This window comes from Allobosea sp. BH3 (genome assembly GCF_025499465.1).
Taxonomy (GTDB): Bacteria; Pseudomonadota; Alphaproteobacteria; order Rhizobiales; family Beijerinckiaceae; genus Allobosea.
In genome coordinates this window covers 738,496-759,810 of the sequence record NZ_JAIMCA010000001.1, presented here as the reverse complement: position 1 = coordinate 759,810, position 21,315 = coordinate 738,496, and the positions used below count along the sequence as shown (strand labels likewise).

Genomic DNA, 21,315 nt, shown 5'->3' with positions numbered 1-21,315 from the left:
CGCGCCCTTGTGTCGTCGTCAGGGTCTTCGAAAGCGACTTCGCCTAAGCCGCGGCGGGCGCTCGGCCATCCGTTTCCACCCCTGGCCCCAGCGAATCGCGGCGCTGAATCAGCCAGGCCCGGATCTGATCGAGAGCCGCTCTCGCGTCGGGCTCGTCCGTCGTGGCCGCGAGCTCATCACATCGCGCCAGGGCGCGTGGCAGCGTCAGCCACGGCACGTCGTCCTCGGTCATCAAGCGATGGCGCAGCCAGTTCCGGCCGCGGCGCTGGGCTTCCGGCGAGAGCGCCTCGGGCGCATTTAGGAAGATCTGGCGGACGGCCAGGCTGCGCAGCCTCGGGTCGCGGATGTGCCAAGCAGCATGATTCTCCCGGTACTTCCACTCGATCTCGTGCCAGCGCCGGCAGGCCACGGCATCGGCGTCGGAGACGAAGCCGCCAGCGTACAGCTGCTGATCCGGATACGGCGACGACTCCCGATCCATATACTGTCCCTCGAGCGCGAGGACGAGCTGCCGGGTGAAGGTCGGGTGCGCCCACAGCGCCCGCGCCCGATCGCGGTACACCGCGTCCGGCTCCGGCTCGATCAGCGCATGCGCGGCCTGTTCCCAGGAGAACAGGATCGGCATGGCGTTCGTCCTGACTTGCCGCACCGGCGACTGGCTCGACCGGATCCGAGCCAGCAGATCAATCGCAGGAAGGTCGATAAACCCGGCCGGATCCTGGCTGAGATCGAGGCAGACCCGCGCCGCCGGGTTGGTTGGCGACGCGATCATTGGCAGCACCAGAGTAAGGCGGGAGGTCCCGCCCAGGATCACTGGCTCGCCCGCTTCCATCAGTCCGATTGGCCCGGACTTTTTTGCGTGCAGGAGCATCGTCGCCATCGTTGACGGAGCGCGCTCGCGCAGGAGCATGAACAGCTCGCGGGTTGCGCGAACGTCGGCGAGCGCATCATGCGCGTCGGCTTCGCTCAACCCGATCCGATTGGCGCGGCAGACGTCGCCGAGCCTCATCACCGGCTTGCCGGCGTCGTCCCGCGGGATGGTGATGGCCTGAGGCTCGACCAGGGCGACGGCCCGAAGCATGGAAAGCACATCGCCCCTGCCGTCGCCGGTCATCGAGGCGGCGTACGGCGGCAGCAGAGACTGGTACCATGACTGCCGCAGGCACTCATCGTCGAAGCGGAGGTTGTTGAAGCCGAGGATCAGGCTGGGCTTGGAATCGGCGACGATCCGGGCGATCTGCGCCATCATCTCGAGATGGGACAGCGGCTGCTCCTCCAGCATCGCCGGCGTGACGCCGGTGATCCTGAGCGCGTCCGGCGACGGCACGATGTGGGCCGGCAGGCGGCAGCGCAGCGTCAGCTCGCGCTCGATTGAGAGATCGGGGCCAGCTTGCAAGAAGGCCGCTTGCAATGGCACGTCGAAGCAGGTTTGCAAGCCGCTCGTCTCAAGGTCGTAAAAGAGGTAGTTGCTCATCACGGCCTCACTGGGCCCTGCCGGGGCGATTCGACAGCGGCAGCAGCACGATGCCGAGTTGCTCGGCGTCTCTCTTCATCGCGCCCTCGATCATGAAGATCGCGTTGGAACGGGTGCCTTCATCCTGAAGCGGCGCCATCGCCTCGAAGGTGTGAATCTTTCGCGCGAGGACCTCGCGCAGTCCAGTCGGCGCCTCCGCCAGCAACAGCGCCATCCGGCGGGCGGCGATGCGCGCGCCCTCGGCCAGCTGCCGGCCGTTGAGGCCGTAGTCGGGATAGGGGCGATCCGGCTCGCGATCGAGCAGGATCGCGGCAGTGTGGCAGCTCTCCCACCTGAGGAAATTCTCGTCAGCCGTCTTCTGGGCCATGTAAGAGCGAGCATAGAAGCGAAGCTCGCCGTCGCCGAGAGTCTGTTCGGGCTCGCCGGAAGAAGTCTCATTCGTCATTTTTTTGTACCAAGGAGCTGGAGCCCGAGGGCCCGCTCCAGGGATCTCTTCTCGGGGGTAACCCTATGTAGGTTCCGTCTCGAGTGCCAAGACCTGCCTCTGGCTCGCCGCTGTCTCCACGGATGTCCAATTACAAGTTCCCGTGCCGGTCATCGGCATCCGCCCGACACCATTCGGCTCTACTCTGCCTTTTCCCCTTCCTTCAGTCCGCGATTGCTCAGACTTCCACCCCAGCCTCGCGCAGCCGCTCCGCTAGCCTCTTTGTCTCGGCCGCTTTCTGGCTCATGGAAAACGCCATCAAAAGATCGTCGCCCGCAGCGGGATCGCCGAGTGCCGCACGAATGTCGTGGCGCAATTCCAAGAACTCGCTGTGGAAGTGCTTTGCCTTAAGGCGATCAATAGCGCTGTCGATCCTGTCGAGGGCACCGGCAGCATCGCCTTGGGCGAGACGCGATCGGGCGAGCAGCCGATCGACCCACTCCGACGGTCCCTTTACGATGAGGGGGCCAAGCAGGACCTCGCCCGCACTCGCCAAACCCATGTCGATCAGCAACTCAGCCTTACGTTGGATGTGGAAGCCCGCCGGCTTGGCGATGGCCTCATAGAAGTCCAAGGCCGTAGCCCGAAGGCGCTTTGCATCGAGACCCGGAACCCTCGCGGCCTCGGCATAGATCTCTGCCCATGCGAACCGATCGCCGTCTGCGCCGACACTGTGGAGGACCGGTGTAGGAATGTGCCGGAAGATCTCCTCGAAGAGCACGGGCATCTCTGTGGATATGAAGCGGCCCAGCGGGGCGAAGGCACGCGGCCCATGTCCCACGCCGACGTTAGATGCCTCGACAATCGTCTTCTTGATCGCATCGGCGTGGCGGGCGATGACGTCATTTCGCCAGCGTCCCTCACCAGCCGGCAGGCGCTCGATCAGACCGAGTATGACGGAATAGGCCACGTCCTCTCCCGCTTCCCAGCGTGCGAATACGGTGTCGACCAGTGCGATCGTCTCGTCGGACTTCTCGGGTTTTGATCGATAGATGGTGACGAGTTGAAGCCGCGCCGCGTCCATTGGAAAGGGACCGGCAAGGACTGCCTCGAACCGTTCGGCCGCCTCTGTCGGCCGGTTCAGCCGATTGAGAGCTTTGCCCTCATGGTGTTGGATCTGGGCACGCTCGCGCGCGCTGAGCTCTGGCAGGTCAGCCAAGGTGTGGAACACCGGCATTCGCGCTTCCAGCCGTTGTCTGGCAACGGCCTCGCCATCGTGCTTATCGAGCAGGAACAGCTGCTCCACAGCCTCGATGACGGTGATGATCGACAAGGGACCACGCCGCCCTTCGCCGAGACGCTTGGCCAAGGCCATCGGATCTCCGACCAAATCGCGGCGGACTTCGCCGGGCTCCCAGACCGTCAACAGCGCGTACACGCATGCGCCCCGGTCGGAGCCCAATTCGACCATGGCTTCTAGCTTAGGAAGGAGGCTGCGGGCGACAGCCCACAAGCGGAGGCCGGGTTCGTCGGCGACAGTCGTCAAATACTCCTCAAGCACCCTATCGAGATGTGCTCTTCGCTCCCCATCGCACCATTCGAGGCTCTTAAGTGCGGCAAATACGACATCGTGGAGACGCACCAGGCCCGCGCGGTCGACGCTCGTCAAGCCCGCCGCATGGAGGTTACGGACGCCGACCGGCTTGACCTCATGGGTAAGGAAGGCCTTATCGACAGCGGCCAGCCCTGCCCATGCGAACACCGAGAGCTCCGCTTGCAGCTGGCCCTTCAAGCGTTCGAGCAGGCGATCGGCCAGACGCTCGCCTCTGTCATCAAGGACTTTGCCGATCACCCGACAGTCCTCGGCCAGATCGGCCCAGGTCGTGTTCGGCTGGGCAGCGGCCGACCTCAGGAGGCTCAGGCAGAGCGGATGACCGTTGACGCTCGCCCAAATGGTCTGAAAGACTTCGTCCGGACACGGTGTACCGGCCGAAGCCAGGATTGATCTCGCCTCTGTCTGGCTGAGAAGAGGCGGCTGATAGGCGTCGGGCGTCACCATGCGGCGGGTCAAAATGACGTGCGACCCCGGACCACAGAGCTTGCTCAGCGCCTCTGTAGACAAATCCAACCCGGCGTCGTCGATGACCATTAGGCAGGCGCGGGTCTCAAGAAGGCCCGCGATGTTGCGCGGCTCTCCAGCGCGCACCAGGGGAAGGGCGCGGAGGCTCTCGACGCGCTTGACCTCATCGCCATCGAGCCAGATCACCAAGTCGTAGGCGTCGCGGTGATCGGTCGCGTACGCGGCCGCCGCAAGCGATTTTCCCACACCAGCCATTCCCGCGACTACCAGGACAGTCGCCGTCGTGAGCCGCCGGGCGATCGCGGCATCGACATCAGTTCGCGGTAGCCTGTCCGACGGGAGCGCGGGCACGAGCGCCGTCGCAGCCTCCTCGTCGGCGATGCGCTGTAGATCCGCCAAGTAGGGCGACAGGCGCCCGATGATGCGATCGTCGAGCAACAAGTGCTCGACGATCTGGGTGGCGATCTCCTCGCTGCCCCAAATATGCAACACCTTGTCGGTCATCTCCGGCCACGCGAGCACGCGCGTCCGGAAGCTGGCGGCCTTCTGGGGACGCGAGCGATCACCCGTAACGAGATAGATCTCCGTCGCGCACGGCTGGTCGGCGACAACTTTCCTCAGGTCGGCCTCGGCCTTCGTCATAGCCCCCTTGAAATAGCCGGTCCGGTCCGAATACTCGACGGCCTGCTTGCCGTCGTTGCTCACGCTGTCGACTACCCCAGCTACGGCGTAACCGCGCAAGTTCACCCCCGCATGGGTCATTTGCACGCCGGAGAGGGCGCCCATCACGATTCCGCAGAACCGCTCGAAGTCTGAGCCAACGTGCTCAACACCTTTGGCCAAGGTGTCGATGATGGCTGCTCGTCTTTTGGGGTGCATGAAGGCTCGGGGTGACGATCGCGTGGATTTGTACGGTCCACCTTATCCAAGCCGGGTTCACGCCGCCAAGTTGTGTGGAGCGCATCGGACCGGCTCGGCGGCACTCGAACAGCTAGCTCTCTGTGGGTTGCTCCGCGCCGGGTTGCTTCACCGAATAGCTGAAGCCGAGGTACGCATTGCCCAGAGCTGAATCAGAAGAGGGGGCACCGCCCGATCCTGAATTGTGTCAGGCCATGATCAAAGGGCTCGGCGACGTGTGCGAGACCACTAGGGTCAGAGCGCGCGTGGCCCTGCTCAGAGCGACATAGAGCAGCCGCCGGTCCTTCTCCCGAAAGGTCTTGGCATCGCAAGGCAGGATCAGGACGTTCTCGAATTCCAGGCCCTTGGCCTTGTGCACAGTGCTGATGGCCCTTGGAGGCGGCCCTCGCCGGATATGACGACGTCGCAGAGCCAGATGCGCGCGGCCGGCCACGAGATCCGCGTACTCGGAGAGCCGGGAGGCCTCCCAGAACTCATGCGGGTAGTCGATATGCACACGCTGGAAAGCGGGCTCGGCCTTGATCAAGGTGACGAGGGCGCAAATGGCCCGGCCCACGCCCCGATGATCGGGCTGGTCGACAATTTGGCGCGCAAGGTCCTGGATCAAGCCCGGCTTGCCACGAGCCTTGACGGCGGCACCGCCGCGGATTTCGGCGCGCAATATGTCCGCAAAGGCGCTGTCGCTGAACCCCGTGCAAATGGCCTGGCAAAACCCGATCATCGCCTCGCCAAGCGAGGTTGGTCCGTCGGCGACCTCGATTGCGGCAACCAATTCCTCCAGCGCCGAGCGGGTATGGCCTTCCCATATCGGAATGGTCCGACCGAATGCTGCGCGCACCGCTTGACCGGTTCGGCGGTGTGGCGAAAGCACGAGAAGCGCCCCGGATCTGCGCATTATCGGGGCGACGAGCCGGCGTGAAGGTGCGTCTAGTTGAAAGCCAAGATTGATCGGGGAGACGTTGTCGGCCGTAACGACCCGTACTGCGGGTGGCCGATCCCGTGTCAGGTCCACAGGCCGCCCAGCTTGAAGGTCCTGACGCGCTGCAAGCACCCACTGGCCGAGGGCCTCGTGGCCATCGCGCCAGCGGTGTGGTGTGTCGAGCGCCTCGACGCGATCGGCGGCGTTGACCAAACCGGACCAGCGCTCCAATGCCCTTGCCAGGTCCCCGTTCTGTCCGGACGCATAGATGAGTTGCATGGGATCCCCGAAGATCCGCAGCTTCGATCCAGCATCGTGCAGGGCCATCACCAAGGCGTGTTGGTCTGCACTGGCGTCCTGGTGCTCATCACAGATCACCACCGGATATCGGCGGGCCAGTGCGGCGGCGACGAAGGGGGCCTGGCGTAGAACCAGCGCGGCTTGCCGGGCCGTGGCGGCGAAGTCGAGATTGGCCGCGCCGGCAGGCGGCGGATACGCAGTCGCGATGTCGTTGGCGAGGCTGTCGATTGTGCGAACGTCTGCCCGAGCGGCGAAACCGGCGGTCCGTTCGGTGAAGACATCGCAAGCAGCGTGGGTATGGGCCAGGATGAGTAGGCGTCCGGGCGAGATCGCGGCACACACTTCGCGCGCGTAGGCAGCGCCCTGGAAAGTCTTGCCACAACCGCCGGGTGCCTCAACCACCACCAGTGGGTGGGGCGACCTCAGAGCGGCGGCGACAGAAGCATCGGTCATGCTCGTTCTTCGAACGGGGCCTGGTCGGTTGGCGCCGCTGGCCCGCAGGCCGCCTCGATCGCTTTGATCAACGGTCGCAGGCGAGCTTCAAGGCGCGGCATCGCCCCGAGCCGGAGAGCTTTCTGGCCCAGCTCTTCGCCGCCGGCCAGTGTTTTGAACCAGACCTTGCCATGTCGCTTCCATGTCTTGGCTTTCTCCCCGGACGTGTCTTTCGGACTAGCCGAGGCGGCCTCGATAACAAGCCTGCGAAGTTGATCACCTGCCGCTTCTCGAACTGTCGTAAAGTCGCGCCGTTCAAACGCCGTCGAGGCGTTCTCATGAGTGATGCGCTCGATCAAGGTGTTCAGCCGCGCCTGAGTGTGGACACCTTCGGGATCGGTGATGAGAGCCTCCAGCTGGTCGTCGCTTAGCGCGCCTATTACCGCCGACTCCGTGCACCCGCCGACCCACTGCAGCAGCCGATCGCCCATAACGCTCTTAAGGGCCAACCAGAGGCCGGTCTTTTCCCCCTCGTCGTCGACCAGACCGGCGACATTGAAACCCGCGCTCGACATTTCCGTTAGTAAGTCCAAGGCGAAGCTATTGCCGCGTCCGTCGCATAGTCGAACGCCGTGGTCGAGCAGGTCCACTGCAAGCTCGCGAGAGAGGATCGCCCTGAGGAAGCCTACCTCGGTGGCGCCTTCACCGACGATAGCAAGCCGGGATAGGAAGGTCTCAGGATCATCCCGTTGGTGGCGCGTTACCTTAGGGGTCTCGAGGGCCGTGATCCGGCCGGCTACCAAGTGCCAGAGTGATGCTCCCTCCGCGGCCGACAGGGCTGCGGCGCTGTGGGTGGTCATGAAAACCTGCGAGGAGCTCGTCGCCAGGTCGGCGACAAGCTTGCGCTGGCGGTAGGGCTCCAAACCGCGCTCGGCCTCGTCGACTAGGGTGATCGGGCAACCGGTGCGGTAAGCCTGGGCGATGGCTAGGGAGGCTAGTCGGCGCGTGCCAGCGCCCCAGCTCGATAAGGGAAGCCGCCCTGCTCCTGCCGCTGCCGTTAGACCAACGAAAGCGCTGATCGACTGCCCCTGCGCACCGTTGAGCCCCAAGCTGAGATCATTGGGCAGAGCCCGCCCCTTGAATCGCGTATCGAGGTCGTCGAGCGCCTGGCGCCCGTCGTCGGATAGCCTCTCGCTGAGATCGGCACCCGAAAAATGGCCCCCGAGCCGCGCCCGCAGCCCAGGATCTGATAGTAGCCGATCAAGCGCCGAACCCTGAACCAGCCGAAGGTCGCGATCGCTACGGTCGTCGCCGCTCAGCCGCACCAGTCCGATCTCCCGGCGCAGGTTCGGAGAAAATCGTTCGATGTCGCCGTTGGGGCAGCGCAACTCGTAAGTCAGGTCGAGATCGACATTGCCCGATACGCAGATCTTATAGACGGCCGGGCCTTGAAGCCCCGGGTCGGCACCGTCCTCGCTGACCTTCGGCGCGCGCGCATCTTCCCCATCCCACGCCCAAGGCCAGACCATTGCGCGCTGGCTGTCTACGCCGCAGTTGGGGGGCAGGCTGACGACAGCGCCGATCAGGAACTCCGACGAGAGCTCCCGCCCTCCCCAATAATCGGCGTCCGACAACAGGGTTGTGTTGGTCGGATTGAGGAGAAGGGCAATCGCGTCGAGGATCGTGGTCTTGCCGCTGTCGCCGGCGCCCAGGATAACGTTCAAGCCGGGCTTCGGGAGCCACACAAGGCTCTTAAGCCCTCGGAACCGGCGCACCAGCAACCGATGGATCACCGCGCCCCCCGGCGGCGGCGTGCTCAAGTCGTTCATGAGAGCCCCTACGCCTGACGACCATACTGCATGAAGCTGCGCGGAGGGGAAGAGTCGGCCTCACACTGACGCGACCGGTTCAACGCGCACTCGGCATCGCGATCTCAGGACGCAATCGAGACGAGGAACCACGAGCAACATCGGCTCTCCAATTGGCGAGAAAGGTTAAGTACTGTGAATGAGGACTGTGGTGAAGCGCCAATTGACATTTGAATTCCACGACTTAGCTTGTCGATCATGGAACCGTGCGATTAGCTGCGGATTTGCAGAGTGACAGCCTGCAACCTCGGCTGCCGACTGGCGAGATCGTAGCGGGGCGGCTCCGGCGTAGCGGCTGAAGTGTCTCAAGCCATGCGCACGGGCGACTCGCGGGGCACATAGCCAATCCCGCGTTTGAGGGCTCCGAAGCTTCACGAAGCCATGAAGCGTCCTCGCTCCAAGCGGTCGCATAGCCATGTCCTTAATCGAAAATCAAATCGAGTCCCTTCGTCGATTTCCGCGACAGAGAATGCAGGCGAAAGAACTCGCCGAGATCCTCTGTATTTCAGAAGCCGCGCTGAGTTCCCAGCGCCGCCGCCGAACCGGGGTCCCGGCCATCATGCTGCAGGGATGTCGCCCCCGCTACGATCGCGACGAGGTCATCGCTTGGCTCAGGGAGTGATGGCCCGGCCTCGCGAGGCCGATCCGACGGTCATCCCCGTCCGGTCGACTGGCTGCGCTCCGCAACCACACGGTGGCGGCCGATCCCGGCCATGATCTTGGCTGCCTCTCTCTCGCCGGCGCGACGCAAAGCCGTTTCCGCTGCGAAGGCATCCGACGAGCGGCTGCCGTTCCACGACTGAACGATTCGGCGCTGCCGGGCACTGCCATCCTTCACCAGTGCAGCCAGTCCGGTCATGGCGTCGGCTCCGAGCGCTCGTTCAAGGGCATCCGACGCAATTGCGACGGATTTGCCCAAGAGGGCATCCATCGCCAAGGCGGCGAGGACCCGTTGCGATTTTCGGATTGAGGCGAAGTCGAAGTCCCCGGACTTGGGCTGATCATGAGGCGCGGACGGCGGATTTTCCGTCAGCGCCTTGCCCGCTCCCAAGACCGTTGCTGCGTCGATCGATTGACGGACCTGATCACGGGTCACGGCAACGGGCAGGCGCCCTGCGGCGATGAGTGCCTTCGCCTCGATACGTAGGGCTCCGCCATAGCCCGCCAGGGCCGCCGTGGCGACTACTCCGACGCCGAGCGCAATCGATAGCCCTGCCCCGGTGAGCAGCATCCCGCCGGCGGCTAAAACGAAGGCGGTTCTGCGCGCTCGGCGGGACTGCACGATGCGTGCAGTCCGAAAGGCGCGGTTGATCCTGATCTGCCGCACGCGGGTGGCCTCGCGGCGCGCAGCCAACGTCGCCCGCCGCAGCGCGGCCTGGGATCGAAGCCTTTCGGTACTTTGGTTGTCGGCGTCGGCCTTCTTCTGCACCCGCTGCATCCGGGAAAAGACGTTGTCGATGTCTCCGTCGACTGCAGCCTCAAAACGGCCGCGATCAATCTCGCGGCCGAGATCGCGATTGGCCCGCTTCAGCGTCCTGGCGGCGCCTTCGCGGCGGGCCTGGGCGAGGGGAGGCGCATCACGACGTAGTTCGTCGATCGCCACTGGGTCAAGTTTCAGTCGTCCGTCCGACGCGATGGCAATCGACCCGAGGAACGGCAGAGCCATGCCTGTCTCGTCGTGGACCGCCATCAGCGTCTCGTTCCGGTTTCCAATCGCGACGGAGAAGCCTTGACCGACAAGGGCGCGAGAAAGCGATTCTGAACGGACGCCCTTTTCGACCGCCGCGACGAGTCTTTGCCGGAAATCCGCGACAGGGAGCTTTGTTCGCGCAGCCTGCTGCCGGTCGGCCTCGTTGGACTTTCCCACTCTTCGAACAGGATCGTAGCGGTCGAGGATCGCGGCCTCCCTGATCTGGCCGCGCGCTCTGAGGTCCGCGGCGTTGCGCTTTACACGCGGCCCAGGAATGATTTTTTCGCCGAAGTCGATCTCAAGGCGACGACTGACGAGTTCGTCGCGCGCGTAGTTGTCCTTCGAGCTCAGGACACGCCCCGTCTCCGGATCGACCGCGCTGAAGAGCAGATGGAAATGCGGCGGTCTGTCGCCTTTATCATGTTCGATGAGCCTCATTGGATGGCCGCGCGAGATGCCATTTTCCCGCTTGATCCGTGCAATGACGCGCAGAAGCTGCCTCCGGGTCAGCAGGAGCGAAGGCGAGATCTTAAAGTGTGCGAGAGTGATCTTCGCCCGTGGATGGGCCGCCGTAAGCGCCGAGGAGAGTGCAAGGAATTGGCCGAGGTCACCGGGGCAGCCACGATCGAGATCGCGGTGCTCGACGACGCGCCTGTTGTTCGAGGTGCTGAGTAGATGCCCTACTCGACCCGGATCGTCCTTTACGTAGCGGGAGCGAGCAATCATGGCCGACCTCGTCCGAGGGCGGCCATCACTTCTGCTAAGGCAGCCTGCAGTTCGAGTTGCATTCTCTCCAGCTCGTCTCGCCGCCAAGGCGCTGGATTTTTGGCGTTCAGGTGTGCGGCAACCTGGTTGATGTTGTTGCCGATCCGGCCCATTTCGCCCAGCGCTTGGCGCAGCAGCTCGGCATTGGCGACCCGGCGCTTGACACGAGCGATCCGAGCGACGAGCCCGATTTCGCGCTCAATGATGCCACGAGCCATCTGGCCGGGGGTCAGCCCCAGCGCGGCGGCGACAGCCACCAGCTTGTCCGCTTCCTCGTTCGCGATGCGAAAGACGAACGGGCGGCTTCTCACGTCTTTTTTCTGCTTCTCTCGGTCTGTCATCGACAGGCCTTCCTTGCGTAGCGAGGACAACCCGCGTTAGCGGGCGGGGTCCACGGGGGCGGCGCCCCTTGGCCAGCAGACATGTCAGGCGCTCGCGCCGTAAACATGTCGTCACTGGCATACTGTAGCTATATCTCATAACTTTGGAATGAACTTAAGTTTAGCTGCGAACTTAACCGCGAATATTCATATACTATATGAGATTAAATCACATTAAGTCTGCGATTATATATCTTCAATACTCAGCTAATATAACGACTTTGACGATAACGACGAGTTAGGCGACTTAGGCGACTTAACTATCGTGACCTCACCGATAAAATTTGCTTTCATTTAGCGGAGAGGATTGAGCCCATGACCAACACCATTCGCGACAAGCTTGCTGCACTGCCAGCGAAGGCGAGTTCGCCTTCCATCAAGCAGCGCTTCTTCGAGGCCATGCCAGACATCGAACTCGCTCTGGACCGCAAGGTGCCCTGGGCGTCGATCCTCGCTGAACTCGAAAGCGCGGGGCTGCGCATCGAACCGGAGGTCGCCTCGAACTACGCGAGCCAATATCGCAAGCGGAATGGCACTTTGAAGTGGACGATCCGTCGCAATGCGGAGAACACGCAGCCTCACGTCGATGACGCCGCGCACAGGCACGGCGTAGCAGGGAACTCGAGCACCGGATCAGCATCTCGCGTCCGAGTTGCGGCGGGCCGCCTCAAGCCCAGTTCTACAGTTCGCTAAGTGAGGCTGAGATGACCAAGCGCAATCAGAGTCCTGTCCCCCCTTACGGTCGAGCCAAAAAGCTCATCTTCATGGGCGGCGGCGGGGGGGGGAAGACCACCCTAGCCATGTTGACCGCGAGTGCAGCGATCGCTCGCGGAATCGACGTACAGGTCTACGACATGGACCGCGCGAATCAGAGCATGGAACGCTACTTCGATAAGCAGCTGATGCCGGTTGAAAACATGGTCGATCGCGAATCCCGCGACCCGCTGATCGTCCCGGAGTTCCTCGAGGAACGGGTCTTCAGTCATGATGGCAACGCCATCATCGACTTCGGAGCGAACCTGGAGGATGGCCTGCTTTACTGGCTCGCCGACCGCGGAGGTCCCGTGGCGAACGACATTCGGATTATCTGTCCAGTCAAAAAGAAGGATGGCGTGTCCGCTGTGAACCGAATTTATGCCAACACGGAAGGCATCAAGAAGCTGCTTGTCCTCAACCTCGGTGGCGAGCGCTACGCTGAAAATGCAAGGGCGACAGACCTCTATCAGCAGCTCTTAGAGGAAGGGGCGCAGGAGGCGCTTCTTCCCCTCCTGGGCCACTCGCTGATCCGTATGGACGACTTAAACCTTCGTCCTGATGAGATGCTGACCCGCGGAATGTTCGACAAGCAGGGTGGAACGAACATTCTTCGCCAGGTCGAAGAATTCTATCAGCCCTTTCCGGACTTTAGGATTTGGTGATGGCGCGCCCAACCGATCGGGAGCGCAAGCAGGCCAAAATCGAAGATGGCGACCCCGCCGCACCGCTCTTCGACGCCGTGGACCGGATGCACCATCGTCTCAGCTCCGTGCTTTCCGACCTCCGCGGGATGACGAGCGTGGCGGCCCAGGAAGTTGTCGTTCCGCATCTGCGGCGCAGTCTCCTTCGTGGATTTCTCGTTCTGAGCATCCTTTCTGCGATTGGAGCGACCGGTGTTGGAATTGCCGTCGTGGGCTCGATCATCCGCGCTGCAGACACGAGGGCGATCGCCAAGGCGGACGCCCTGGATGATGAACGCTCGCGGAGCTTTCTGGCCAGAGCGGAGAAGCGGGCCGCCGAACTCGCCGCTTCGTCGATCACAGAGGCAAACGCCCGCGCTGTTCGTGCAGAGACCGCGGCCACGAACGCGAAGGCGACCGTCTTGGCCGTGGTCGGGAAGGGCGGCGACGAGGATGTGAGAGCTCTGTTGTCCGCGCTCGTAACCGCCCCTCGTGGGGATCTCCATGTTCTCTGGCGGGTGATGCGGAACCCAGATCCGAACGTCCGCCGCCTCGCTCTGAGGGCAACGGAAATGTCTTCCGGCGAAATCAACCGGATTCTGCAGTACCTTGATAATGGAGGCCGATAATGGACCTGGATCTGGATGAATCTGCTCGCGACTACGACGAGATGCTATTTGGCCATGCAAGCCAGCTCATGTCGATCAGGGGACTTTCGCCCACCAAGGCCGCTCTCGCGTCGTTGGCCCTGATGCGCAAGGTATTTAGTGGCGACCCCACCTTCGACACCTGGTTGTCCAAACACCAAGCCGCAACCGACCAGAACTCGGCGGGGCGCTAAGACAACCTGCAGACCCGGATGACCACAGCCTGAGCATACGCTTCGCCGCACTAAAGCCGCAGTATGTGGGGAGAGTGAGTCAATTCGATAATCCCGGAAATATCGATTGCAAGTTGCACTCACGTGGCCCGATATGATTTCATGGATACAAACGATGCCGCCACCAGACTCGAGGCTCTGGGCAATTCCACCCGGCTCTCGCTCTATCGCGCCCTAGTCAAGGCCGGGCATGGCGGCCTTTCGGTCGGCGAGTGCCAGCAGCGCCTCCAGATTGCCGCCTCGACCCTTTCATTTCACCTGAAGGCGCTGATCCATGCGGGCTTGGTCACGCAGGAGCGGCAGAGCCGCACGCTGATCTGCCGGGCGAATTACGACGTCATGCATGCGCTCGTCGGCTTCCTCGTCGACGAGTGCTGCGCCGACGAGGGATGCCAGACCCAGACCTCGGATGCGGCCTAATTTTGTCCTATATTTCGATAATTCCGGATTTACGGGAGGGAAGCATGACAAGGACGATCGCGATCATTGGAGCCGGCCCTGTTGGCCTCGCGGCCGCGGCCCATGCAGTCGAACGGAGAATGATCCCCGTCATTCTAGAACGAGGCCCCACGGTCGCTCATGCCGTGAAGCAATGGTCGCATGTGCCGATGTTCTCGCCTTGGGCCTTCAACATCGATTCTGCGGCAGAGCGTCTGCTCATGGCCACGGGCTGGAATCGTCCATCGCCGGACGCCTATCCGACAGGCGGCGACCTCATCGAGCAGTATCTCGTTCCGCTCTCCGAGCGGACGCCCCTGCGTGACGCCCTCAACCTGAACGCGAGTGTAGTAGCTGTTTCGCGCCTGGGCTTCGACAAGGTGAAGTCGGCCGGCCGCGAACAGGCGCCGTTTGCGGTGCGGTACCGCAACGGCGCTGGTGACCGGACGGTCTTGACCGATGCCGTCATCGACACCTCAGGGACCTGGTTCTCTCCCAACCCGGCTGGCGCGGGCGGGCTGCCGGCCATCGGCGAGCCGGAAGCGGCCGAGTGGCTCAGCTACGGCATGCCGGATGTCCTTGGCCAGGCCCGCATGCGCTATGCCGGCCGCCACGTCGCCGTCCTGGGTGGCGGGCACTCCGCGATCGGCACGCTCACCGCTCTGACCGAACTGCAGGACGAAGCACCCAGCACGACGATCACATGGCTGTATCGCGGAGCGGCTGTCGCCAAGGCGTTCGGCGGGGGAGCTGCCGACCAGTTGTCGGCGCGGGGCGAACTTGGGATGAGGATCGCGCGCCTCGTCCAAGATGGGCGGATCACCGTCGAGACCCAGTTCAGGCTCGATCGGATCGAGACGCGCGAGACAGGCCTGCGCTTCATCGCGGATGACGGCCGCTCCATCGCGGTGGATGAGCTCGTCGTCGCCACTGGCTTCCGGCCTGAGCTCGACCTGCTGCGCGAGCTGCGCATCCAGCTCGATCCGGCACTCGAATGCACCCCGGCGCTGGCCCCGCTGATCGACCCTAACGAGCATTCCTGCGGCACCGTGCGCCCGCATGGCGCGGCCGAACTCGCCCATCCCGAGCCCGGCTTCTATATCGCCGGGATGAAGTCCTATGGGCGAGCCCCGACCTTCCTGCTCGCGACCGGCCACGAACAGGTTCGCTCAATTGTCGCGGAAATCGCCGGAGATCATGAAGCGGCAAGGCGCGTCGAGCTTGTCCTGCCCGAGACTGGCGTCTGCAGCGCGACGCCAGGCGGTGCGAAGGCGGCGGCATCGAGCTGCTGCGGCGGCCCGGCTCCCGCCGCTACGGATGCCTGCTGCGCCGACGACGCCAAGGCCAAGGACGCCGGGGCGTCGGGCTGCGGCTGCGACACCAAAGCCGAAGCACGGGAACCTGCACAGGCGCGCTGCTGCGCATGAGCTTGCCTGGCCGGCCGACGACCGCGATCGTGATGGCCCTCGGCACGGCGCAGACCGTGTCCTGGGCTTCGACCTACTACCTGCCCGCCGTGCTGGCGACGCCGATGGCGGCCGACCTCGGCATCAGCCCTGTCATGATCTTCGCCGCGTTCTCGGCGGCGATGGTCGTCTCGGCGATTGTCGGCCCCTGGGCCGGCATGATGATCGACCGTCACGGCGGCCGAGGCATCCTGATCGCCTCCAACCTGATCTTCGCCACCGGATTGGCCTGCATGGGCTTGGCGCAGGGGCCGCTCCTGATCTGGCTTGGTTGGCTCATCGTCGGGCTCGGCATGGGCATCGGCCTCTACGAGGCCGCCTTCGCGACCTTGGCCTGCATCTATGGACGGGAGGCGCGCTCCCCGATCACCGGAATCACGCTGATCGCCGGCTTCGCCAGCACCGTCGGCTGGCCGCTCTCGGCCTTGATGGAGGCCCGCTACGGCTGGCGCATCGCCTGTTTCGGATGGGCGGGCCTGCATCTCCTTCTGGCCTTGCCCCTCAACGCCTGGCTGCCGGCGGGGAACCTGGCCGTGCCGTCGGCCTCGGCAACGAAGGCGGATGGAGGCGGAGCCGTGCCCTCCCGCGCACGGCTCACGATGGTGCTTCTCGCCTTCGTCTTCGCAGTGACCTGGTTCACCAGCACGGCGATGGCGGCGCATCTTCCCAGGCTGCTCGAAGCGGCGGGAGCGACGACGGCCGTCGCGGTAGGCGCCGGCGCGCTCATCGGCCCCGCCCAGGTCGCCGCCCGCATTCTGGAGTTCACTCTGCTCCGGCGTTTCCACCCGTTGGTCTCAACACGGCTCGCGACCCTGACCCACCCGATCGGTGCGGGCGTCCTGCTCTGGCTGGGCGCACCGGGAGCCTACGCCTTCGCCTTCCTGCACGGGGCCGGAAACGGCGTGCTGACCATCGCCAAAGGTACGCTGCCGCTCGCCTTGTTCGGACCGGTGGGCTACGGCCTGACCCAGGGCCTCATCGGTGGCCCGGGACGGGCACTTCAAGCGGCCGCTCCGTTGATTTTCGGCTTCGCGCTGGACCGTTACGGGGTTAACGCGATCTGGCTGACTAGCGGGCTTGGGATCGCGGCCCTGATCGCGCTACTGCTTGTCAACTCGGGCAGAACCGAGCCCAGTCCCTGAACCACTGAGCGGACGCGACGCTGCCGGGGCGCTATGAGATCACTGGCAGCCAGAGCCAGAGCGCGACGAGCGTCACGAGCAGCACGGGCGGCGTGATGACGAGCCCGACCTTCATGTACTGGCCCCAGGTTATGGTCTGGCCCTTGCCGGCGAGAACGTGCAGCCAGAGCAACGTCGCGAGCGAACCGATCGGCGTAAATTTCGGTCCGAGGTCGTTCCCGATCACGTTGGCGTAGACCATCAGTTCTCGAGTGAGCGGAGCGACGTCAGCTCTGTCGATGGCAAGCGCGCCGACGAGGGTGGCAGGCATGTTGTTCATCACTGAAGCCAGAAGGGCGACGACGAACCCGGTCCCGACCGTCGCGACGAAGGTCCCCTTGTCGGCAAGCCAGACCAGCACACCAGCCGCTACGTCGGTCAGGCCTGCGTTCCCGAGGCCATAGACGACGAGGTACATGCCGATCGAGAACAGAACGATCTGCCACGGAGCCTCACGCAGGACCTTCGGCACCGAGACGATGGCGCCCTGTCCGCCGGCGGTCCAGCGGCCAGCGATGGCGATGAGAACGAGGGCAGCGGCTCCTGTCACGAAGGCGATTGGGATGCCGAGCGGCGCGGTCGCGAAATACGCCACCAGCAGCACGCCAAGGAGCGGGAAGGCAGCACGGAAGACGGCCTTGTCCTTGATCGCGAAGCTGGGCTTTTCCAGATCGCCGACCGCATACGACGCCGGGACGTCTCGACTGAAGTAGAGCCACAGCACGAGGAGCGTGGCCGCCAGCGAGACCAGATTGACCGGCACCATCACAGCCGCATAGCGGTCGAACGAGATCTGGAAATAGTTCGCCGTGACGATGTTGACGAGGTTGGAGATCACCAGCGGCAGCGAGGTCGTGTCGGCGACGAAGCCGCACGCGACAATGAAGGCCATCGCGCCTGCCGGCGGGAAGTTCAGCCGAATCAAGATCGCCAGCACGATCGGCGTCAGCAGCAGTGCCGCTCCGTCATTGGCGAAGAAGGCTGCGATGACGGCGCCGAGCAGTATGACGAGCGGGAAGAGCCGGCGCCCGTCACCGCCGCCCCAGCGCGCGACATGTAGCGCCGCCCACGCGAAGAATCCGGCCTCGTCGAGAATGAGCGAGATGATGATCAGGCCGACGAACGTGAAGGTGGCGTCCCACACGATTCCCCAGACCGTTCCGAGGTCGGCCCAGCCAACGACGCCGGCGAGCATCGCGACCGCAGCCCCGCCTAGGGCCGACCAGCCGATGCCGAGCCCCTTCGGCTGCCAGATGACGAGGACGAGCGTGGCCATGAAGATGGCGAGAGCGAGCATGAAGATGTCCGATTGAAAATGCGTGCGAAGCCGACGCGGTGAGGAGGTTCACCGGGCAGGTGCCGATCGTGTGCGTCAGATCGCGCTCTGGTTGACCCGCTTCATGAGTTCCTCCGCGCTTTCGACCCGCTCGGAGTAGCGGTCGGTGAGGTAGGATGAGCGCCCCCGCGTCAGATGGGTGAACTTCACCAGCTCCTCGCAGACATCGACGATGCGGTCATATAGGGGCGAAGGCTTCATGCGGCCGGCCTCGTCGAACTCGAGGAACGCCTTCGGAACCGAGGATTGGTTCGGGATCGTGATCATTCGCATCCAGCGGCCGAGGATGCGCATCTGGTTCACCGCGTTGAAGCTCTGCGACCCGCCGCTGACCTGGATCAGTGCCAGCGTCTTGCCCTGCGTCGGGCGCTTGGCGCCGAGGCTGAGCGGTATCCAGTCGATCTGCGCCTTCATGATTGCGGTCATGGCGCCATGGCGCTCGGGGCTGACCCAGACCATGCCCTCGGCCCAGTCGGCGAGGTCACGCAACTCCTTCACCTTAAGATGATCGGGCTCGGCGCCGTCAGGCAGCGGCAGGCCGTGTGGATCGAAGGTCCTCACCTCGCAGCCGAACCAGCGCAGCAGGCGACCAGCCTCCTCCGCCGCGAGTCGCGAGTAAGATCGCTCCCGGATCGACCCATACAGCACGAGGATGCGCGGTGGATGCCGCGGCGCGGCACCCTCGGCAAGGGCCGGTACGTCGATCGCCTCCAACTGGTCGATTGCGACGTTCGGAAGATCGATCAAGCTTGTAGCCGTCGCCTTCATGACCTTGCTCCTAGGTCGCCCACGACCTCGCCGTCTTCCTTGGTGAAGCTCGCCACCGGACGGTCGAGCAAATCGAGCACCGCTTCGGATGGGCGGCATAGCCTGACGCCCTTGTCCGTGATGACAATCGGGCGGTTGATCAGGATGGGATGCGCCATCATCGCATCCAGAAGCGCCTCGTCCGAGAGGTTCGTGTCGTCGAGGCCAAGGTCGGCATAGGGCGTCCCCTTCTGGCGCAGGACATCGCGGGGTGTGAGCTTCATCGCGGCGATGAGGTCAACGAGCGTCTCCCGCTTCGGCGGCGTCTTGAGATACTCGACGACAACCGGCTCTTCGCCAGATTGGCGGATCATCGCCAACGCGTTGCGTGACGTGCCACAGGCGGGGTTGTGGTAGATCGTGACGGTCATCGTGGACCTTCCCAGTGTTGACGGCGGATGCGCGCGACAGGTTGGTCGCACCCACGCCAATGGATCGGGACGCGCTCAAGGCACATCGGAGATGGTTAGACCGCGGTCGGTATTTGTCCCGTAGGCGTCAGGGCGCGCGCAGGAGGCGCATCAGCACGTCTTCGAAACGCATGATGTGTCGGCCAGCGTCATGAGGTCACCACAGATGGCAACATTGCCGCCGCAGCAGTCCTCGGTGATGAAACCAAGGAGCCCCCGCATGTCATCGTAGCTCGCGGCGTAGATGATGCGCCGTCCATCACGCCGCGATGCGACGAGGCCCGATCGCTCCAGCGTCGACAGGTGGAAGCTCATCCGCGTCGGCGGGATCTCAAGACGCTCCGCTAGCTCGCCTGACGGCATCCCGTCAGGCCCTGCTTTCACCAGCATTCGGAAGGCGGCCAGCCGGTCGACATGCGCAAGAGCGGAGAGGGAGGCGACAGCCTGTTCATCGTTCATGAAATCAATATTGCAACTATCCTTGTAGGATGCAAGTGTTGGGCTGCGTTTTTTAGAGAAGCGTCAGCGCCACTGTCGTCAAGCAGAAGGGTGCCCTGGCGTTCGGGAAGGGTCAGGCTGCCTGAGCGAGCGACTTCTCCGTCGCGCCGTCCATTCGGCCGATCGCCGCCAGCACGGGCTGCAGCTCGGCTAGCGACATTTGCTCGAAGGGGAGGTTGACGAAGGCAGTAACCCGCGCCGTCAGGTCGCGGTAGCTCTGAAGGAATGCGGCACGCTTGGCCGCTGCCGGTCCAGTCGCCCCTGCCGGATCGTCAAGCCCCCAGTGGACTCGCATGGGCACACCGGGAAAGGCTGGACACGAGGCTTCGGCCGCGTCGTCGCAAACCGTGATGACGAGATCGAGCTCTGGCGCATCTGGGCCCAGAAACTCGTCCCACGACTTCGAGCGCATGCCAGAGACGTCATAGCCGAGATCGTCGAGAAGACCGAGCGCGAGCGGATGCGGCGCCTCCTGCGGGCGGCTCCCAGCCGAGAAGGCTTGGATCCTCCCGAGGCCTTCCTTGTTGAGGACGGCCTCGGCCATGATCGAGCGTGCCGAATTGCCGGTGCAGACGACGAGCACCCGCAGAGGACGATCGCTGTCGACGTATTCGCGGCGCGCCGGAATCGCGGTCGTTTCGCTCGTGCAGGGTGCAACGCCCTCGGTGCAGCAGGCGTCGGACAGGAAGGCCAGCAGGGCGTCAGCACGAGGGGACTGGGCGGCGAAGATGATGTGGCGCCCCTCGCGCCGCGACGCCAGAAGCCCGACCTGCTCCAGCGCGCTGAGATGCGATGACAGCGTGTTGTGCGCGACGGCAAGCAGCCGGCCGATATCGCCGGCTGCGAGGCCGTGGGGCCGATAGCGCATCAGAAGTCGAAAGATCTCCAGCCTCGTCGGCTGCGCGAGGGCACCAAGCAAGGCGACCGCGTCGGAGGATTCCAGCTTCGATGCTTCCGGCTTTTGCGTCACGCCGCGTCTTCCTTTGGCCCGAGATCACTGCGCCCCATGTCCTTCCCGATCGCGTCGAGCCGGTGCTGTAGGGCCATGCCTTGCAGCGTCGCCAACGGCAAGCTCGAGAAGATCGAGATGCGATTGTTCAGCATGCGGTAGGCATCCGCGAAGGCGAGCGCCTTCTGGACGTCCTCGCCCTCAAAGGCGGCGGGATCGGGTAGTGTCCATAGCGCCGTCATCGGGTTGCCGGGCCAGGCTGGCGGCACCGCGTTGGCGGCGGTCTCCGACAGCGTGAAAACGAAGTCCAGCTCCGGCGAATCCGGCCCTGCGAATTCGTTCCAGCTCTTCGGCTGCAGCCCCGTCATGTCGTGGTTCAACGACTGAAGCAGTCGAACGACGAAGGGGCTGATTTCAGGCCGTGGCTGCGAGCCGGCACTGAAGACCGTGAACTTGTCGCCAGCGAGCCGGCGCATGATGGATTCCGCCATGATCGAGCGCGCGTGGTTGCCCTTGCAGACGAAGAGCACCTTGAGGGGAGCCGTTTCCATGATCGTATCTCGTTATGTCGGTTGATGTCGACATAATTGCTGCATGAGCAATATGTCGGAGTCAACCGACATATTGACATATTGCCGTCATCCGGGTGAAGGAGCGTTCGGGA

General features: G+C 63.9%; 20 protein-coding genes. 7 read left to right on the top strand and 13 right to left on the bottom strand.

Features of this window, described 5'->3' with window-relative positions; translation table 11 throughout:
- Nucleotides 1–43 precede the first annotated feature (43 nt).
- From BoBH3_RS03600 to BoBH3_RS03570, 7 genes are all read right to left on the bottom strand, one after another.
- Nucleotides 44–1,474, bottom strand: a complete 1,431-nt coding sequence (locus BoBH3_RS03600) for a hypothetical protein (RefSeq protein WP_262329375.1) — start codon at nt 1,472–1,474, stop codon at nt 44–46.
- A 7-nt stretch (nt 1,475–1,481) separates the two neighbouring features.
- Nucleotides 1,482–1,919 (bottom strand): hypothetical protein, encoded by a 438-nt coding sequence (locus BoBH3_RS03595; RefSeq protein WP_262329374.1) that lies wholly within the window; start codon nt 1,917–1,919, stop codon nt 1,482–1,484.
- Between the two features lie 217 nt (nt 1,920–2,136).
- A complete protein-coding gene (locus BoBH3_RS03590; protein ID WP_262329373.1) occupies nt 2,137–4,857 on the bottom strand; it encodes a hypothetical protein in 2,721 nt (906 codons plus the stop codon).
- A 226-nt stretch (nt 4,858–5,083) separates the two neighbouring features.
- The gene (locus BoBH3_RS03585) at nt 5,084–6,568 is read right to left on the bottom strand and encodes an ATP-binding domain-containing protein (RefSeq protein ID WP_262329372.1); all 1,485 of its coding nucleotides are present in this window, start codon (nt 6,566–6,568) and stop codon (nt 5,084–5,086) included.
- Nucleotides 6,565–8,376 (bottom strand): ATP-dependent nuclease, encoded by a 1,812-nt coding sequence (locus BoBH3_RS03580; RefSeq protein ID WP_262329371.1) that lies wholly within the window; start codon nt 8,374–8,376, stop codon nt 6,565–6,567. The genes BoBH3_RS03585 and BoBH3_RS03580 overlap by 4 nt, the downstream gene beginning before the upstream one ends.
- Before the next feature lie 691 nt (nt 8,377–9,067).
- Nucleotides 9,068–10,831, bottom strand: a complete 1,764-nt coding sequence (locus BoBH3_RS03575) for a relaxase/mobilization nuclease domain-containing protein (RefSeq protein WP_262329370.1) — start codon at nt 10,829–10,831, stop codon at nt 9,068–9,070.
- On the bottom strand, nt 10,828–11,211 hold the full coding sequence (locus BoBH3_RS03570) for a plasmid mobilization relaxosome protein MobC (protein ID WP_262329369.1): 384 nt from the start codon (nt 11,209–11,211) through the stop codon (nt 10,828–10,830). The genes BoBH3_RS03575 and BoBH3_RS03570 overlap by 4 nt, the downstream gene beginning before the upstream one ends.
- A 354-nt stretch (nt 11,212–11,565) precedes the next feature.
- On the opposite strand from BoBH3_RS03570, the gene BoBH3_RS03565 reads away from it, so the two are divergent.
- From BoBH3_RS03565 to BoBH3_RS03535, 7 genes are all read left to right on the top strand, one after another.
- Nucleotides 11,566–11,943, top strand: a complete 378-nt coding sequence (locus BoBH3_RS03565; RefSeq protein ID WP_262329368.1) for a hypothetical protein — start codon at nt 11,566–11,568, stop codon at nt 11,941–11,943.
- 11 nt (nt 11,944–11,954) lie between these two features.
- On the top strand, nt 11,955–12,668 hold the full coding sequence (locus BoBH3_RS03560; protein WP_262329367.1) for a division plane positioning ATPase MipZ: 714 nt from the start codon (nt 11,955–11,957) through the stop codon (nt 12,666–12,668).
- Nucleotides 12,668–13,315 carry a hypothetical protein gene (locus BoBH3_RS03555; protein WP_262329366.1) on the top strand — a complete coding sequence of 216 codons (648 nt, stop codon included), beginning with the start codon at nt 12,668–12,670 and terminating at the stop codon, nt 13,313–13,315. Before BoBH3_RS03560 ends, BoBH3_RS03555 begins: the two co-directional genes overlap by 1 nt.
- Nucleotides 13,315–13,527 carry a hypothetical protein gene (locus BoBH3_RS03550; RefSeq protein ID WP_262329365.1) on the top strand — a complete coding sequence of 71 codons (213 nt, stop codon included), beginning with the start codon at nt 13,315–13,317 and terminating at the stop codon, nt 13,525–13,527. Before BoBH3_RS03555 ends, BoBH3_RS03550 begins: the two co-directional genes overlap by 1 nt.
- A gap of 141 nt (nt 13,528–13,668) precedes the next feature.
- Nucleotides 13,669–13,986: an ArsR/SmtB family transcription factor gene (locus BoBH3_RS03545; protein WP_262329364.1), complete on the top strand. Its 318-nt coding sequence runs from the start codon at nt 13,669–13,671 to the stop codon at nt 13,984–13,986.
- A 44-nt stretch (nt 13,987–14,030) separates the two neighbouring features.
- On the top strand, nt 14,031–15,431 hold the full coding sequence (locus BoBH3_RS03540; protein WP_262329363.1) for an NAD(P)/FAD-dependent oxidoreductase: 1,401 nt from the start codon (nt 14,031–14,033) through the stop codon (nt 15,429–15,431).
- Nucleotides 15,428–16,612 (top strand): MFS transporter, encoded by a 1,185-nt coding sequence (locus BoBH3_RS03535; protein WP_262329362.1) that lies wholly within the window; start codon nt 15,428–15,430, stop codon nt 16,610–16,612. Before BoBH3_RS03540 ends, BoBH3_RS03535 begins: the two co-directional genes overlap by 4 nt.
- Nucleotides 16,613–16,643: 31 nt before the next feature.
- On the opposite strand, the gene BoBH3_RS03530 is transcribed toward BoBH3_RS03535, so the two are convergent.
- From BoBH3_RS03530 to BoBH3_RS03505, 6 genes are all read right to left on the bottom strand, one after another.
- Nucleotides 16,644–17,948, bottom strand: a complete 1,305-nt coding sequence (locus BoBH3_RS03530) for an arsenic transporter (protein WP_262329361.1) — start codon at nt 17,946–17,948, stop codon at nt 16,644–16,646.
- Nucleotides 17,949–18,023: 75 nt separating this feature from the next.
- Complete coding sequence (gene arsH, locus BoBH3_RS03525) at nt 18,024–18,755, bottom strand: arsenical resistance protein ArsH (RefSeq protein ID WP_262329360.1); 732 nt, start codon at nt 18,753–18,755, stop codon at nt 18,024–18,026.
- The gene (gene arsC, locus BoBH3_RS03520; protein ID WP_262329359.1) at nt 18,752–19,165 is read right to left on the bottom strand and encodes an arsenate reductase (glutaredoxin); all 414 of its coding nucleotides are present in this window, start codon (nt 19,163–19,165) and stop codon (nt 18,752–18,754) included. Before arsC ends, arsH begins: the two co-directional genes overlap by 4 nt.
- A gap of 150 nt (nt 19,166–19,315) precedes the next feature.
- Nucleotides 19,316–19,663, bottom strand: coding sequence for an ArsR/SmtB family transcription factor (locus BoBH3_RS03515; protein WP_262329358.1), 348 nt, complete (start codon nt 19,661–19,663; stop codon nt 19,316–19,318).
- Nucleotides 19,664–19,775: 112 nt separating this feature from the next.
- On the bottom strand, nt 19,776–20,672 hold the full coding sequence (locus BoBH3_RS03510; protein ID WP_262329357.1) for a metalloregulator ArsR/SmtB family transcription factor: 897 nt from the start codon (nt 20,670–20,672) through the stop codon (nt 19,776–19,778).
- Nucleotides 20,669–21,202, bottom strand: coding sequence for an arsenate reductase ArsC (locus BoBH3_RS03505; RefSeq protein WP_262329356.1), 534 nt, complete (start codon nt 21,200–21,202; stop codon nt 20,669–20,671). The genes BoBH3_RS03510 and BoBH3_RS03505 overlap by 4 nt, the downstream gene beginning before the upstream one ends.
- Nucleotides 21,203–21,315 lie beyond the last annotated feature (113 nt).

What these genes read in the sequence shown, in the direction of transcription:
- BoBH3_RS03590 (WP_262329373.1), bottom strand. Translation starts at nt 4,857, where the DNA reads ATGCACCCCAAAAGACGAGCAGCCATCATCGACACCTTGGCCAAAGGT.
- BoBH3_RS03595 (WP_262329374.1), bottom strand. Translation starts at nt 1,919, where the DNA reads ATGACGAATGAGACTTCTTCCGGCGAGCCCGAACAGACTCTCGGCGAC.
- BoBH3_RS03565 (WP_262329368.1), top strand. Translation starts at nt 11,566, where the DNA reads ATGACCAACACCATTCGCGACAAGCTTGCTGCACTGCCAGCGAAGGCG.
- BoBH3_RS03530 (WP_262329361.1), bottom strand. Translation starts at nt 17,948, where the DNA reads ATGCTCGCTCTCGCCATCTTCATGGCCACGCTCGTCCTCGTCATCTGG.
- BoBH3_RS03545 (WP_262329364.1), top strand. Translation starts at nt 13,669, where the DNA reads ATGGATACAAACGATGCCGCCACCAGACTCGAGGCTCTGGGCAATTCC.
- BoBH3_RS03585 (WP_262329372.1), bottom strand. Translation starts at nt 6,568, where the DNA reads ATGACCGATGCTTCTGTCGCCGCCGCTCTGAGGTCGCCCCACCCACTG.
- BoBH3_RS03580 (WP_262329371.1), bottom strand. Translation starts at nt 8,376, where the DNA reads ATGAACGACTTGAGCACGCCGCCGCCGGGGGGCGCGGTGATCCATCGG.
- BoBH3_RS03555 (WP_262329366.1), top strand. Translation starts at nt 12,668, where the DNA reads ATGGCGCGCCCAACCGATCGGGAGCGCAAGCAGGCCAAAATCGAAGAT.
- BoBH3_RS03560 (WP_262329367.1), top strand. Translation starts at nt 11,955, where the DNA reads ATGACCAAGCGCAATCAGAGTCCTGTCCCCCCTTACGGTCGAGCCAAA.
- arsC (WP_262329359.1), bottom strand. Translation starts at nt 19,165, where the DNA reads ATGACCGTCACGATCTACCACAACCCCGCCTGTGGCACGTCACGCAAC.
- BoBH3_RS03600 (WP_262329375.1), bottom strand. Translation starts at nt 1,474, where the DNA reads ATGAGCAACTACCTCTTTTACGACCTTGAGACGAGCGGCTTGCAAACC.
- arsH (WP_262329360.1), bottom strand. Translation starts at nt 18,755, where the DNA reads ATGAAGGCGACGGCTACAAGCTTGATCGATCTTCCGAACGTCGCAATC.
- BoBH3_RS03575 (WP_262329370.1), bottom strand. Translation starts at nt 10,831, where the DNA reads ATGATTGCTCGCTCCCGCTACGTAAAGGACGATCCGGGTCGAGTAGGG.
- BoBH3_RS03535 (WP_262329362.1), top strand. Translation starts at nt 15,428, where the DNA reads ATGAGCTTGCCTGGCCGGCCGACGACCGCGATCGTGATGGCCCTCGGC.
- BoBH3_RS03540 (WP_262329363.1), top strand. Translation starts at nt 14,031, where the DNA reads ATGACAAGGACGATCGCGATCATTGGAGCCGGCCCTGTTGGCCTCGCG.
- BoBH3_RS03515 (WP_262329358.1), bottom strand. Translation starts at nt 19,663, where the DNA reads ATGAACGATGAACAGGCTGTCGCCTCCCTCTCCGCTCTTGCGCATGTC.
- BoBH3_RS03505 (WP_262329356.1), bottom strand. Translation starts at nt 21,202, where the DNA reads ATGGAAACGGCTCCCCTCAAGGTGCTCTTCGTCTGCAAGGGCAACCAC.
- BoBH3_RS03550 (WP_262329365.1), top strand. Translation starts at nt 13,315, where the DNA reads ATGGACCTGGATCTGGATGAATCTGCTCGCGACTACGACGAGATGCTA.
- BoBH3_RS03570 (WP_262329369.1), bottom strand. Translation starts at nt 11,211, where the DNA reads ATGACAGACCGAGAGAAGCAGAAAAAAGACGTGAGAAGCCGCCCGTTC.